Consider the following 13782-nt stretch of genomic DNA (forward strand, 5'->3'; position numbering starts at 1 on the left):
TGCATCCGCAGGAAGCCTGATGGGATTGTCGGAACCACCGGCGTTAAATGCAAGCAGGCTTACCATTTCACCGGCAGCGCCCTGCATCCCTGGTCCCTCCTGTCGTGACTCCCTCGTATAGCGCCCTTCGCCGACAGCCCCTTCATCGACTATCCCCTGCGATGACCGCGCTCCCATCAACGGTCGCCGCCATGAGCCGACACGGTGATGGCGACCCGCTTACGTCTCCTCGTCGCTCGCCTCATCGGTCGGTGACGACGCCTCCTGCGTGGCGCTTGCCTTTTCTGTCGACGCTGGAGCGTCGTCGGGCGATGCGGGCTGCGGCAGCAGCCGGCGGATGTCCAGGCCGGGAAGGCCGGAGGGCGCCTGGATCGTGCCGTCGGCCAGGGTGGCCGCCTCCCTGTCGTCGCTGACAGTGAAGCGCAGCATCCCGATGCGCTGGCCGCTGTCGGTCATCACATCGATGCGCCAGGCGCCGCTCGGATCCTCGGGGAAGTTCTGCTTGTGGCTCCAGGCCCGATAGCCCGCCGCTCGCCCGCCGCGGATCGCCAGCGGTATGCGGTCGACCTCCACGCCGTCCTGCCGCCAGACATGCACCACCTCCTCGTTCAGCCCGCGGGGCGCATGGATCGCCGTGTAGGCATAGAGTCCCTGGCCGGTCAGGGCCGTCGGAGTGAGCGGCATGCTGCCCAGCGGATGGCGTGCCTGGCGGGCGAAGGCCGGAGAGAGCGCACTGCCCGAGATCCACAGGCTGGCCGGCGGCACCCAGACCCGGCCGGCCCAGGCGGCGCCCGCCAGCAGCGGCAGCAGGGCCAGCATCGCCAGCACACGGGGCGTGGTCAGCGGGCTCAGCAGGTGCATCAGGCTGGGCAGGCTGAACAGCAGCATGGCCACGATGGCCAGCACCAGGCTCTGGCCGGTGGTCAGGTGCAGCAGGGTCGGCAGGGTGACCAGCACCACCACGAACACGCATTGGGCGTGGAAGGCGAAGTAGAGCCAGCGATGACGCTCGGCCATCCGGTAGTAGAGCGGGTCGAGGATCGACAGCAGCGCCATGGCCAGGATCAGCAGGGTGAAGAGCGCCTGCCCGCTCTGCCATACCGTGGTGGCCAGCAGGAACGGCAGGGCGAAGAACAGGGTCTCCTGGTGGATCAGCTGGGCGATGAAGGCGGTCACCCCGCGGGGCAGCGCCGGATAGCCGCGACTGACCAGCAGGCGGCCGATCAGGCTCTCGGAGAGCAGCAGTATCCAGGCCATCAGCATGCCCAGGGCGAGCATGGCCCCCAGCCACTGCTGGCGCTCCACCAGGAAGAAGCTGGCCAGGCCCGCCGCCAGCGCCATCGGCGGCCACAGCCAGCGCCAGGGATGCAGGCGCGCCATCAGGCGCTGGAGGCGAGCCTGCCAGGTAGCCAGCCGCAAGGGTGGCCCGCCGGCAGGCGGCTCGGCGGAAGGAGATGGGGGATCGATGTCGGGTGCTTGCGTCATGAGCGCATCTTACCAGCACGGCCTCGGCCAGGGTGAGCCGCCATCCACGTGCCATGCTGGTGGAACGGGCTTGACGTGGATGCGGGACTGTCCCAAGCTGTCGAAAATCAAACGAGCGTATGAATTCCTGTAGGGAGATTCGTGGATGATCTATCAAGGCAATGCCATCACGGTGGCGCGGGGTCCCGAGGGTGGCGGCGATGACATCGCCCGGCTCACCCTCGATCTGAAGGACGAGTCCATCAACAAGCTCTCCAGCGCCGTGATCGAGGAACTCGGCCACGCCGTCGAGGCGATCCGCGCCGAGCAGGGCCTCACCGGGCTTGTGATCGGCAGCGCCAAGGAGGTCTTCATCGTCGGTGCCGACATCACCGAGTTTCACGCCATGTTCGAGCAGGGCGAAGCATCGCTTGCGACCATGCTCGAGCGCGTGCACGGGATCTTCAACGCCATCGAGGACCTGCCGTTTCCCACCGTCACCGCCATCAACGGCCTGGCACTGGGCGGTGGTTGCGAGCTGACCCTGACCACCGATTTTCGCGTCATGGCCGAGTCGGCCAAGATCGGCCTGCCCGAGACCCAGCTCGGCATCCTACCGGGCTGGGGCGGCTGCGTGCGTCTGCCGCGGCTGATCGGCGCCGACAACGCCGTGGAGTGGATCGCCGGCGGCAAGGAGAGCCGCGCCGAGGCGGCCCTGTCGATGGGTGTCGTGGATGCGGTGGTGCCCCAGGAAGAGCTCGAGGCGGCGGCGCTGGACATCCTGGCACGTGCCAACGACGGTGAGCTCGACTATCGCCGGCGCCGGGCGCAGAAGCAGGCGCCGCTGAACCTCGGCCCCATCGAGCAGATGATGGCCTTCGAGACGGCCAAGGGCTATGTGGCCGGTAAGGCAGGCCCGCACTATCCGGCCCCGGTGGAGGCCATCAAGGTCATCCAGAAGGGCGCCGGCGAGACCCGCGAGCGGGCCCAGGCCATCGAGAGCAAGGCCTTCGCCCGGCTGGCGCTCTCCGACGTGGCCTTCAACCTGGTCGGACTGTTCCTGAACGATCAGGTGGTCAAGAAGAAGGGCAGCCGCTATGCGCAGCAGGCCCGCCCGGTCGGGCAGGCCGCGGTGCTGGGCGCCGGCATCATGGGTGGCGGCATCGCCTATCAGAGCGCCGCGAAGGGCACGCCGATCCTGATGAAGGACATCAAGGACGAGGCCATCGAGCTCGGCCTCAAGGAGGCGCGCAAGCTGTTCGCCAAGCAGGTGGAGCGCAAGAAGCTGACCAGCGCCCAGATGGCCGAGAAGCTGACCAACATCCGACCGACCCTCTCCTACGGCGACTTCGAGCGGGTCGACCTGGTGGTCGAGGCGGTGGTCGAGAACCCCAAGGTCAAGGACGCCGTGCTGACCGAGGTGGAAGGGCAGGTCGGTGAGCACACCGTGCTCACCTCCAACACCTCGACCATCTCCATCACGCGCCTGGCCGAGAACCTCAAGCGCCCCGAGAACTTCTGCGGCATGCACTTCTTCAATCCGGTGCACCGCATGCCGCTGGTCGAGGTCATCCGCGGCGAGAAGACCGGCGACGCCGCCGTGGCGGCGACCGTGGCCTACGCCCGCACCATGGGCAAGAGCCCCATCGTGGTCAACGACTGCCCCGGCTTCCTGGTCAACCGGGTGCTGTTCCCCTACTTCGGCGGCTTCAGCCAGCTAGTGGCGCAGGGCGCCGACTTCCAGCGCATCGACAAGGTGATGGAGCGCTTCGGCTGGCCGATGGGGCCCGCCTACCTGCTCGACGTGGTGGGTATGGATACCGCGGTGCATGCCGGCGAGGTGATGGCCGAGGGCTTCCCGGAGCGCATGGCCGGCATGGCCGGTGAGCGGGGCGACGGCCAGGGCAAGAGCGCCATCCAGGTGATGTTCGAGAACGACCGCCTGGGCCAGAAGAATGCCAAGGGCTTCTACGCCTACGAGGAGGACCGCAAGGGCAAGCCCCGGAAGGTCACCGACGAGGCCGCCACCGCGCTGATCAAGGAGGTGGCCCGGGAGCGCCGCGAGTTCTCCGACGAGGAGATCATCGCCCGCATGATGGTGCCGCTGTGCCTGGAGGCCGTGCGCTGCCTCGAGGACGACATCGTGGCAAGCCCGGCCGAGGCCGACATGGCGCTGATCTACGGCATCGGCTTCCCGCCGTTCCGCGGTGGCGCGCTTCGCTACATCGACGCCATGGGCGTCGACGCCTTCGTCAGCCAGGCGGAGCGCCTGGCCGAGGAGCTCGGCCCGCTCTACGCGCCCACCGAGAAGCTGCGCCAGATGGCCGCCGCCGGCGAGCGTTTCTATCCCGCCCCGTCCCGGGCCTGATGCCACGACCCGCGAGTGTCGGACAGAATTCCAAGGAGTAATCGATGAGCTTGAATCCGAGAGACGTGGTGGTGGTCGACTGTGCCCGCTCCGCCATGGCCAGGGCAAAGCAGGGGGCCTTCCGCCACGTGCGCGCCGAGAACCTCTCCGCCGCGGTGATGCAGGCGCTGTTCGATCGCAACCCGGGGCTCGACCCGGCGGAGGTCGACGACGTGATCTGGGGTTGCGTCAACCAGACCCTGGAACAGGGCATGAACATCGCCCGTAACGCGGCGATCCTGACCGGCATCCCGCGTAGCGTGCCGGCCCAGACGGTCAACCGCCTGTGTGGCTCCTCCATGAGCGCGCTGCACATCGCCACCGCCAACATCCGCGCCGGTATGGGTGACGTCTACCTCATCGGCGGCGTCGAGCACATGGAGCACGTCGGCATGACCCATGGCGTCGACGTCAATCCGGCGGCCAGCCAGCATGTGGCCAAGGCGGCCATGATGATGGGCCTGACCGCCGAGCTGCTGGGCAAGATGCACGGCATCTCCCGCGAGGATCAGGACGCCTTCGGCGTGCGCTCCCACCAGCGGGCCCAGGCGGCCATGGAGAACGGCGGCTTCGACCGCGAGATCGTCGGTATCGAGGGCCACGATGCACGTGGCTTCCGCGTTCGCGTGGATCGCGACGAGGTGATCCGCGGCGATGCCAGCCTGGCGAAGATGGCCGGGCTCAAGCCGGCCTTCGACCCGCGCGGGGGCACGGTGACCGCCGGCACCTCCTCGGCGCTCTCCGTGGGCGCCGCCAGCCTGATGGTGATGAGCGGCGAACGGGCTCAGGCCCTGGGGCTCAAGCCCATTGCCCGCATCCTCTCCACCGGCGTCGCCGGCTGCGATGCCTCGATCATGGGCTACGGGCCGGTGCCGGCCTCGAAGAAGGCGTTGAAGGCCGCGGGTCTGTCCATCGAGGACATCCAGACCGTGGAGCTCAACGAGGCCTTCGCCGCCCAGGCCCTGCCGGTGCTCAAGGACCTGGGGCTGCGCGATGCCATGGAGGAGAAAGTCAACCTCCACGGCGGCGCCATCGCCCTGGGCCATCCGCTGGGCTGCTCCGGCGCCCGCATCAGCACCACCCTGCTCAACGTGATGCAGGAGCGTGACACCACCCTGGGTCTGGCCACCATGTGCATCGGCATGGGGCAGGGCGTGGCCACGGTGTTCGAGCGGCTGAAATAGCCGTTACGTTCTCCTGGCCTGATCTGGCCTTGCGTGACGCCGCCCCTCGGGGCGGCGTCACGCGTTCCGGTGCCGGTTCGACGGTCGTGCGCGGAGGCGGTCAGTCGGCCTCGGTCGGCTCGAGCCACCCACGCTCGCGGTAGTAGCGCAGGGCCCCCTCGTGCAGCGGCGCGGTGAGGCCGTCCCGGATCATCTCTTCCGGGGTCAACACCCCCAGCGCCGGATGTGCGGCCTTGAAGCGCTCGAAGTCGTTGAAGACCGCGGCCACCAGCCGGTAGACCAGGTCGGGATCGGTATCCGCCGAGGCGACCAGGGTGCCCTTGACCCCGAAGGTGTGCACCGCCGGCTGGTCGGGGCCGTAGATATCGGCGGGGATCCAGGCGCGCGTGAAGTAGGGATAGGCATCCACCAGCAGGTCGATGATGTCGCCCTCCACGTCGACCAGAACGGCATCGCACAGCCGGATGGCCTTGGCCACCGAGGCGTTGGGATGGCCCACGGTATAGACCATGGCATCGATGTTGCCGTGACACAGCTCCAGCGCCTGTTGGTCGGCCGGCAGGTTGTGGAGCGAGCGGAAGTCGCTACGGCTCCAGCCCTCCGCGTCCATCAGCCTCAGCATGGTGCCCCGCTGGCCCGAGCCCGGGTTGCCGATGTTCACGACGCGCCCGGTGATGTCCTCCAGGCGATGGATGCCGGCGTCCCGTCGCACCACCAGGGTGAAGGGCTCGTTGTGCAGCGAGAACACTGAGCGCAGCGAGTCGTCCGCCCCGTCCTTCTGGAATCCCTCCGTGCCCAGGGTGGCGTAGAGGTGGAGGTCGGACTGGGCGAGGGCGATCTCCAGCTCGCCCCGCCGCAGGGCCCTCAGGTTGGCGCTGGAACCCTCGGTGGGCTGCGCTCGGCAGGGCGTCTCGATGGTACGGCACAGCGCCCGCCCGACCACGTGGTAGACCCCGGCCGGGCTGGCGGTCGCGATGACCAGGGGGGCCTCGTCCTGTGCCGCGACCGGGCCCGAGAGCAGCAGGCCTACCAGTAAGGCAGCCAAGAGTCTGGTGGATACGTTCATGACGGACCTCATGCGAAATGGCCGACTTGGGCACCCTGAGCCAAGGGCGGGACCGGGGGGTGGCCGGGGGCTGCCCGTGGAGGCCTGGACGAGAGGGTCGAGCCTGCATCGTTATTGTTCTTATTGAGTTCATGCTCAATAAGTCGTGTTTTTGCTTCGGGATGCTGCCGAGACACTCTTGAGGTATAGCATGACGTGCCCAAGAGGAGGGATGATGTTTCTGGTGCTTTGAGGGCGAAACATCATGCTTTTTGTCGATCAACGTTACAGGATGCCGGCGTCGAGTCCCGCCGCCATCGCCATGCCCAGCTCCTCCACCCGGTCGACGAAGCCCTCCTGCCACTCGCCGCGCAGGATCAGCGGCGCCTGCACCCACTTCCAGCGCAGCCCGGTGACGATGCCTTCCACAGCGCGCCGGGTGCCGGTGCCGTCGTGGCCGGCGCGAACATAGAGTGCGCAGGGCAGCCCCTGCTGCACTTCCAGCACCGGGTAGTAGCTGCGATCGAAGAAGTCCTTGAGCGCACCGCTCATGGTGCCGAGGTTCTCGGTGGTGCCGAGCAGGATGGCATCGCAGGCCCGCACGTCATCGGGGCCCGCCTCCAGCGGCGGCTTGACCACCACCTCCACGTCCTCGATGTCCGGGTGGCGGGCGCCGCGCTCGGCGGCCTCGCGCAGTCGGCGAGTATTGGGTGAGGGCGCATGGGCCACGATCAGCAGGCGAGGCATGGTGATCTCCCGGGGATGAGTGTCGCCTGACATCATGCCACGGGGCGAGCTCGCCGACAGGGTGTCGAGTCCGCGTCGCCGTCGTCGCTCGGATCCCCTCTCCGCTCAGGATCCGTTACCGCTCGCGGCGGGCGGACCAGTGGCGCTGCATCTCCAGGAAGATGATCGAGGCCGACCAGGTGATCAGCATCAGGCCGATCAGCGCCTCGGTGCCGGTGATGAAGCGGATCGGTCCCGTCGGGACCAGGTCGCCGTAGCCCAGGGTGGTGTAGGTGATCGCCGAGAAGTAGACATAGTCGAGGAAGTCGAGGCTCGCCATGCCGACCAGGTCGCCGGTCAGGGGATGCGCGCCGAGCAGGGCGAGGGCGAGGGCGAAGAGCCAGATCTGGGCGACATGGGTGCTGAACAGCACGAAGCTCAGCATCAGGAAGCGAGCACGCAGGGAGCTTCGCGAGCGCTCCAGTCGCTGCCAGAGGCGTAGCGATACCTCGTAGTGCATCAGGATGCAGATCAGGACGGTGACCAGGGTGATCGCCACCGCCCAGAGGTGACCGTTGTAGAGAGTGGCAACGAGCACGATGGGCCTTCCCTTGAGCGGATAGAGGGCAAGCCTAGCGCGATCCCTGTCTCAGCGTCACGAGCCTGTCTCCCGCGCCGCGAGCTTGAGGCCTGGATACGCTCGTGGGCGCCCTGTGACCGCCGCACGATGTTCGCCGCACCGTCGTCTATCACCAGCCATTGCAAGAGCCGGAGAAGATGGCGGCGGCCCTTTGGAGTGGCGGCGACGATGCTCGCCGCGCCGCGATGACGCTACCCCGGGGCGCTGCTAGGATAAAACCACCGCTACATTCGGGTAACCTGCCCGCGCGCCCCGGGCGCGGCACCGGCCCGCCACCCCGCAAGGACGACACGATGACCCGATCCGCCGCCGAGGCGGCACCCGCTCAGGATCGCCTCTCGCCGCTCAAGCTGAAACGCGTCGGCATCGATACCTACCGCGAGAACGTGGCCTACATGCACCGCGAGTGTGACCGCTACCGGGCCGAGGGCTTCCAGGCGCTGGCCAAGGTCGAGGTGCGGGCCAATGGCCAGCGCATCCTGGCGACGCTTAACGTGGTGGACGATGCCTCGATCGTCTCTTGCGGGGAGCTGGGGCTCTCCGAGGATGCCTTCGCCACCCTTGGGGTGGCCGAGGGCCATCCGGTGAGCATCCTGCAGGCCGAACCGCCACCCTCGATTCCCGCCCTGCATCGCAAGCTCGCCGGCGAGCGCCTGACCCGCGACGACTTTGTCCAGATCGTTCAGGATATCGCCGCGCGGCGCTATTCGAAGATCGAACTGACCGCCTTCGTGGTGGCCTGCGATCGCAACGAGCTCGACCGAGAGGAGGTGTTCTACCTGAGCGATGCCATGAGCCGGGCAGGGCGTCGGCTCGACTGGCACGAGCATCCGGTGGTCGACAAGCACTGCATCGGTGGCATCCCGGGCAACCGCACCTCCATGCTGGTGGTGCCCATCGTCGCCGCCCACGGCCTGCTGTGCCCCAAGACCTCCTCGCGCGCCATCACCTCGCCCTCGGGCACCGCCGACACCATGGAGGTGCTGGCGAACGTCGACCTGCCCTTCGAGGAGCTGGGTCAGCTAGTGCGCACTCACCGCGGCTGCCTGGCCTGGGGCGGCACCAGCCAGCTCTCGCCGGCCGACGACGTGCTGATCTCGGTGGAGCGCCCGCTCTCCATCGACTCGCCGGGGCAGATGGTCGCCTCGATCCTCTCCAAGAAGGTCGCCGCCGGCTCCACCCACCTGCTGCTCGACATCCCCATCGGCCCCCACGCCAAGGTGCGCTCCATGCCCGAGGCCCGCCGGCTGCGCAAGCTGTTCGAGTTCGTGGCCGGCCGCATGGGCCTGACCCTGGAGGTGGTGATCACCGACGGCAGCCAGCCGGTGGGGCGGGGCATCGGCCCCGTGCTCGAGGCCCGGGACGTGATGCGAGTGCTCACCAACCACCCGCACGCCCCCATGGACCTGCGCCAGAAGGCCCTGCGCCTGGCCGGGCGGATGCTGGAGTTCGATCCCGACGTGCGCGGCGGCGACGGCTTCGGGCTGGCCCGGGATATCCTCGATGCCGGTCGCGCCCTGGAGAAGATGCAGGCCATCATCGTGGCCCAGGGCGCCAAGCCCTTCGACCCCGAGCATCCGTCGCTGGCGCCGCACTGCGTGGAAGTGATCGCTCGCTCCGGCGGGGTGGTGACCGCCATCGACAACCTGCAACTGGCGCGCATCGCCCGGCTCGCCGGGGCGCCCCGGGCCATCGGCGCCGGCGTCGACGTGCTGGCGCGGATCGGCGATGCGGTGGAGACCGGCCAGCTGCTGTACCGGGTCTACGCCGCCTACCCCAACGAGCTGACCTTCTCCCGCCGGGCCAGCGAGCGCGACAGCGGCTTCGCCATCGGCCAGTCCGACCAGATCACCCGACTCAACGTGGAGGGCTGATGACGCCCGTGCTGCTCTACTGTGACGACGAGGCCGCTGCCGCCTGCCGCCTGGCCGAGACCGCGGGGCTGACGGCTGCCGCCATCGAGTGCCACCGCTTCCCCGACGAGGAGCTGCGCCTGACGCTGCCCCTGCATGCCGCCGCGGCCTTTCCCGAGACCCTGGTGATCTATCGCAGCCTCGACCGTCCCAACGACAAGCTCGTAGAGCTGCTGCTGATCGCCCGCCATGCCCGAGCCCAGGGCGTACGCCGCCTGGTGCTGGTGGCGCCCTACCTCGCCTACATGCGCCAGGACATCGCCTTTCATCCCGGTGAGGTCGTCAGCCAGCCGCTGATCGGCCACTTCCTCGCCGAGCTGTTCGACGCGGTGATCACCGTCGACCCCCACCTGCACCGTATCGAGCGCCTCGACCAGGCAATTCCCCTCGAGCACGCCGTCGCGCTCTCTGGCGCGCCGCGACTCGCCGAGCTGATCGCCGAGAAGCGCGCGAACCCGCTGCTGGTCGGCCCCGATGCCGAGGCGCATCAATGGGTGCAGAGTGCGGCCGCCGTGACCGGCTTCGGTGTCGGTGTCTGCCACAAGACCCGCCATGGCGACCGCAACGTGGCGATCACGCTGCCGGAGCTCGACGTGGCCGGCCGCCAGGTGGTGCTGATGGACGACGTGGCGAGTTCGGGCCATACCCTCGCTCGCGCCGCCGAGGCGTTGCTCCATGCCGGGGCGGCCTCGGTGGACGTGGCCGTCACCCATGCGCTCTTCGCCGGGAATGCCCTGGCGGTGATTCGCGCCGCCGGAGTGGGAGAGGTCTGGAGCACCGACTGCATCGCTCATGAGAGCAACGCCATCGCCATGGCGCCGGTGCTGGGGGAGGCGCTGAAAGGGGTAGCGACGACAGGGGGATAGATGTCCGACCGTTCCATGCTCAAGGTCTATTATGACGCCGACTGCCCCATCTGCCGGCGCGACAGGGCGCGCTACGAGCGCTGGGCCGGTGAGGCGTCCGCCTCGGTGGAGTGGATCGATGTCAATCGCCACGATGAACGGCTGCGACGACGCGGCGTGGCGCCCAAGGCCGCGCTGCTGTCGCTGCACGTGGAGGATGCCGAGGGTCGGATCGTCGACGGTATCGATGCCTATATCTTGCTGATGAGTCGCGTGCCACGCCTTCGGCCGCTGACATGGCTGATCGGACTGCCCGTCGTGAGGCCGCTGCTGGCCAGGGCCTATCGGCGTTGGGTCAGGCGGCGCCTGGCGCGGCAGGGGCGACTGCCATGAGTCGCCCTCCGCCGGTGGCCTACTGTTTGTCCTGCCCCGTTTCGGGCTTGTCACTTCCTTGGTGACCCAATGCCCCGGCATGATCCAGGCGCGGATGGTGGTCGAGGAACTCGCGGTGCGGGTCCGGCAGGGCGTCCAGCGCCTGCACGGTATGGGTGATGGCGTGAATCGCCGCCAGCACGTCCCGGGTATAGCCGGTCTCGGAGATGGTGTGCATGTTGCGAATCGGGAAGCCGATGGAGGTCGCCACGCAGTCCACGGCGGCGAGCACCCCGGCCATGCCGTCGGTGCCGGTATCCACGCCGACGATGTCACGCTGCATGGGGATGCCCTGTTCCCGGGCGGTGGTCTCGATGATCCGGTTGAGCTGCTCGCTGGCGATGGCGCCCACCGACATGGTGAAGCCCTTGCCCATCTCCAGCGGCTGCATGCGCCGGTCGCCGATGCCGGGGGCGGCCACGTAGTCGTGGTTGACGTCCACGGCGATGATGGCGTCGGGCTCGAGCTCACCGGCCAGCACCCGGCTGCCGAAGCGGCCGATCTCCTCGTAGCTGGCGATGGCGAACATCACCCGCACCTTCTCGGTGCCGCCCGCCTCGGCGATCAGCCTCGCCACCTCGGCGGTGACGAAACAGCCCAGGCCGTTGTCCAGGTAGGCGCCGTAGAAGGTGTCCGGGCTGAAGCCGTGGCGGATGGGCCGGTCGAGGAGGATCGAATCCCCGGGCCGCACGCCCAGGTTCTCCACCTGCTGCTTCTTGTTCTCGCCGTGGATCTGCAACTCGAGGTAGAGCTGCTCCTTCTTGATGCCCTTCTCGCCGGAACGCTGCGCCGGGTCGGAGAAGTGGATGGCGCCCAGCGCCTCCACGGTGCCGCCCTCGATGCGCCGGTAGCTGCCGGGCGCCTCGGGGTCCTCGCTGAACAGCGTGACCTCGTGGCCGATCACCACGTTGGGCAGGAAGGAGTCGCTGTTGATCCAGATCTTGCCGTCCTCGCCGATGGAGCGCACCTGCATGCGGATCTTGTCGGCATGGCCGATGATCATCACCTTGAAGAGGTCGTCGCGGCCCGGATGGGTGTCCAGCACCACGCCGGCGTGGCCCTTGAACTGGTGCAGCTGCCAGCTATCCGGGGCGAAGCCCTCGAAGTGGGGCTTGAGCACGCCGTAGGTCATGGCGGCCTCGAGCCCCACCGGGCTGGGGGCGGCGAGGATGCGCCGCATCAGGTCGAACTGCGGCTCGGGCATGGGGCTGTTCCAGGGCTTTTGCGTATCGCTCATGGCGGTCTCTCTTGCTCGTTCAGGAAAGTGGGGGAGGGGGCGAGCGCCTCAGCGCCGGCGGCGTATCCAGTAGCGCCGGCCCATGGCCCCCGGGCGCTCGAGGATTTCCGGTGGCGCGTGGTGATTGTCGTCGTGATGGTCATGCAGGGAGGTGTCCCTTGTCGCCTCGACGCCCATCAGCCGGCGGATGCGCTCCTCCGTCGGCGGGTGGGTGCGCAGCCAGTCGGGCCCCGCGGGCGGATGGCGGCCGAACAGCGCGGCCAGCCAGCGGCCGTGGTGGCGTTCCAGCACGGCCAGCGCCGAGGCCAGCCCCTCAGGGTCGCCTGTCAGGGCCACGGCGTCCAGGTCGGCGGTGTACTCGCGGTTGCGGGAGAGGGCCAGCTGGAGCAGGGTGCTCAGGCTGGGGGCGAAGGCCACCACCAGCAGCAGGCTCCAGGGCAGGCGGAGCTCGCCGGCCAGGATCAGCGGCACTAGCAGCAGTAGGCCGAGCTGCAGCACCGTGGTCAGCCAGAGGGTCAGGCGGGTCATGGCCGCGGCCATGGACATCACCCGGGTATCGCCATGGCGCAGGTGGCTCACCTCGTGGGCCAGCACGCCGGCCAGCTCGCGCAGCGTCAGGGTGCGTAGCAGGCCCTCGGTGACGGCGATGCCGCCGTCGTGGCGGGTCCCCACGGCGAAGGCGTTGAGCTCGGGCGAGGGCGCGTAGAAGAGCTGCGGGGGCCGTGTGAGGCCGGCGCGTTGGTAGAGCGTATCGAGCAGCCGGTAGAGCGAGGGTGCCTGATGGCGATCGAGCAGACCGGCCCCGGCATCGGCGAGGATGACCCGCGCCGGCACCCAGCTGCCGGCGAAGGCTCCGGCCACCACGACCCCCAGGCTCATGACGATGCCGAGCCCGCCGGCCAGCAGGTAGCCGGGCACGGCCAACACCAGGGCCAGGCCCGCCATGATCAGCAGGGTCTGCAGGCCGTTCTTCAGGCGGCTGCGCCCGCGTCGCGGTGTCTCGGTCGTCATGAGGCTCGGTGACCTGCGGATGGTGGACGATACGCTCAGTATCCATCGTCGAGGCGACGCTGTCATGGCAGACGTTTGCGCAGGCAGGCCACGCCCCTCGCGGGGCCTGGCCTGGGTCGGGGGAGTGGCAGAGTGTCTCGATAGAAGCCGTATCGAACGGGTGGTCGTGACCGGCGTGACCCTCCCTGGCGTCAGTGTTCGGTCATGGGTCAGCGAGACAGGGGACTACGTGGCTGCCGACATTACTTCCACCAGCGCTCCTGCTGGCGGAGTTGCTGGCCCCTCTGGAAGGTCTGCTGGAGTTCCCGGGACTGGATGCGTTCGGTACCCATCATCCCTTGGCCCCTCGCCTGGCGCGTGTCGGCGATCTCCTGATGCAGGCGCGCAGTGCGCTCTTGTAGATACGTCGAATCACTCGCCAGGGAAGCACTCACGGAGCCCAGGCTGATCAACAGGATGGCCGTCAGTGTCGTGAGTTTCATGGGACGCCTCGTCGTGTCGTGGCGCTGACGCTGTCGGGTCGGTCGGGCGCCAACTATCGGGCCGACCCGTAAGTGTCCATCATCGCAGGGATCGCAGGGATCGCAGGGATCGCAGGGATCGCCGGTCGACGGCGGCCGTGCCATGGCGGACACCGGGGGTGCCGGTCGTCAAGGCGTGCTGAGCTAGAGAGGGGCGCGGGAAGAAGAAGGGTCTGACTCACACATCAGCCGAGGTTCTTTGCGCTGACCTTCGGGTCGCCGTCGCGGGCGCCTTGGCGCTGGCTCTATCAGTATAGTGCTCGGCGCTCGCTGCGCGGCACGAAGGCGCCTGAAAGCGCCGCTTGACCGGAGAAAATCAGGCGTTTGGCTGCCCTTCGCAGCGAGTCCATCGGCCCC

At 68.4% G+C, this 13782-nt stretch carries 12 protein-coding genes; 5 read left to right on the forward strand and 7 right to left on the reverse strand.

The features are described from left to right. Positions 1-219: 219 nt before the first annotated feature. Positions 220-1485 carry a DUF5924 family protein gene (locus tag FEI13_RS12190; protein ID WP_275668747.1) on the reverse strand — a complete coding sequence of 422 codons (1266 nt, stop codon included), beginning with the start codon at positions 1483-1485 and terminating at the stop codon, positions 220-222. Between the two features lie 145 nt (positions 1486-1630). Between FEI13_RS12190 and fadB the strand changes: the two genes are divergently transcribed. After that, positions 1631-3832: a fatty acid oxidation complex subunit alpha FadB gene (gene fadB / locus FEI13_RS12195; RefSeq protein ID WP_138181797.1), complete on the forward strand. Its 2202-nt coding sequence runs from the start codon at positions 1631-1633 to the stop codon at positions 3830-3832. A gap of 44 nt (positions 3833-3876) precedes the next feature. After that, on the forward strand, positions 3877-5055 hold the full coding sequence (gene fadA / locus FEI13_RS12200; protein ID WP_138181798.1) for an acetyl-CoA C-acyltransferase FadA: 1179 nt from the start codon (positions 3877-3879) through the stop codon (positions 5053-5055). 100 nt (positions 5056-5155) lie between these two features. Here fadA and FEI13_RS12205 read toward each other — a convergent pair whose 3' ends face one another. The 3 genes from FEI13_RS12205 to FEI13_RS12215 all read right to left on the reverse strand — a co-directional run bounded on the left by FEI13_RS12205 (position 5156) and on the right by FEI13_RS12215 (position 7424). After that, positions 5156-6121 carry a TAXI family TRAP transporter solute-binding subunit gene (locus tag FEI13_RS12205; protein WP_158294542.1) on the reverse strand — a complete coding sequence of 322 codons (966 nt, stop codon included), beginning with the start codon at positions 6119-6121 and terminating at the stop codon, positions 5156-5158. A 264-nt stretch (positions 6122-6385) separates the two neighbouring features. After that, on the reverse strand, positions 6386-6847 hold the full coding sequence (locus FEI13_RS12210; RefSeq protein ID WP_138181800.1) for a flavodoxin family protein: 462 nt from the start codon (positions 6845-6847) through the stop codon (positions 6386-6388). A gap of 115 nt (positions 6848-6962) precedes the next feature. Next, complete coding sequence (locus tag FEI13_RS12215; RefSeq protein WP_240036507.1) at positions 6963-7424, reverse strand: potassium channel family protein; 462 nt, start codon at positions 7422-7424, stop codon at positions 6963-6965. 335 nt (positions 7425-7759) lie between these two features. Between FEI13_RS12215 and FEI13_RS12220 the strand changes: the two genes are divergently transcribed. Genes FEI13_RS12220 through FEI13_RS12230 form a run of 3 tightly spaced genes read left to right on the forward strand, consistent with a single transcriptional unit; the run spans position 7760 to position 10617 of the window. Next, on the forward strand, positions 7760-9340 hold the full coding sequence (locus tag FEI13_RS12220) for a thymidine phosphorylase family protein (RefSeq protein ID WP_138181801.1): 1581 nt from the start codon (positions 7760-7762) through the stop codon (positions 9338-9340). Further along, the gene (locus FEI13_RS12225; RefSeq protein WP_138181802.1) at positions 9340-10245 is read left to right on the forward strand and encodes a ribose-phosphate diphosphokinase; all 906 of its coding nucleotides are present in this window, start codon (positions 9340-9342) and stop codon (positions 10243-10245) included. The genes FEI13_RS12220 and FEI13_RS12225 overlap by 1 nt, the downstream gene beginning before the upstream one ends. After that, positions 10246-10617, forward strand: a complete 372-nt coding sequence (locus FEI13_RS12230; protein ID WP_138181803.1) for a thiol-disulfide oxidoreductase DCC family protein — start codon at positions 10246-10248, stop codon at positions 10615-10617. Positions 10618-10636: 19 nt separating this feature from the next. On the opposite strand, the gene FEI13_RS12235 is transcribed toward FEI13_RS12230, so the two are convergent. The 3 genes from FEI13_RS12235 to FEI13_RS12245 all read right to left on the reverse strand — a co-directional run bounded on the left by FEI13_RS12235 (position 10637) and on the right by FEI13_RS12245 (position 13386). Next, positions 10637-11893 carry a M20/M25/M40 family metallo-hydrolase gene (locus tag FEI13_RS12235; RefSeq protein WP_138181804.1) on the reverse strand — a complete coding sequence of 419 codons (1257 nt, stop codon included), beginning with the start codon at positions 11891-11893 and terminating at the stop codon, positions 10637-10639. 48 nt (positions 11894-11941) lie between these two features. Next, positions 11942-12904, reverse strand: a complete 963-nt coding sequence (locus tag FEI13_RS12240) for a zinc metalloprotease HtpX (RefSeq protein ID WP_138181805.1) — start codon at positions 12902-12904, stop codon at positions 11942-11944. A 242-nt stretch (positions 12905-13146) separates the two neighbouring features. Beyond that, complete coding sequence (locus FEI13_RS12245; protein ID WP_138181806.1) at positions 13147-13386, reverse strand: DUF192 domain-containing protein; 240 nt, start codon at positions 13384-13386, stop codon at positions 13147-13149. Between the last annotated feature and the right edge of the window lie 396 nt (positions 13387-13782).

The sequence above is a fragment of the Halomonas urmiana genome, assembly GCF_005780185.1.
Lineage (GTDB): Bacteria > Pseudomonadota > Gammaproteobacteria > Pseudomonadales > Halomonadaceae > Halomonas > Halomonas urmiana.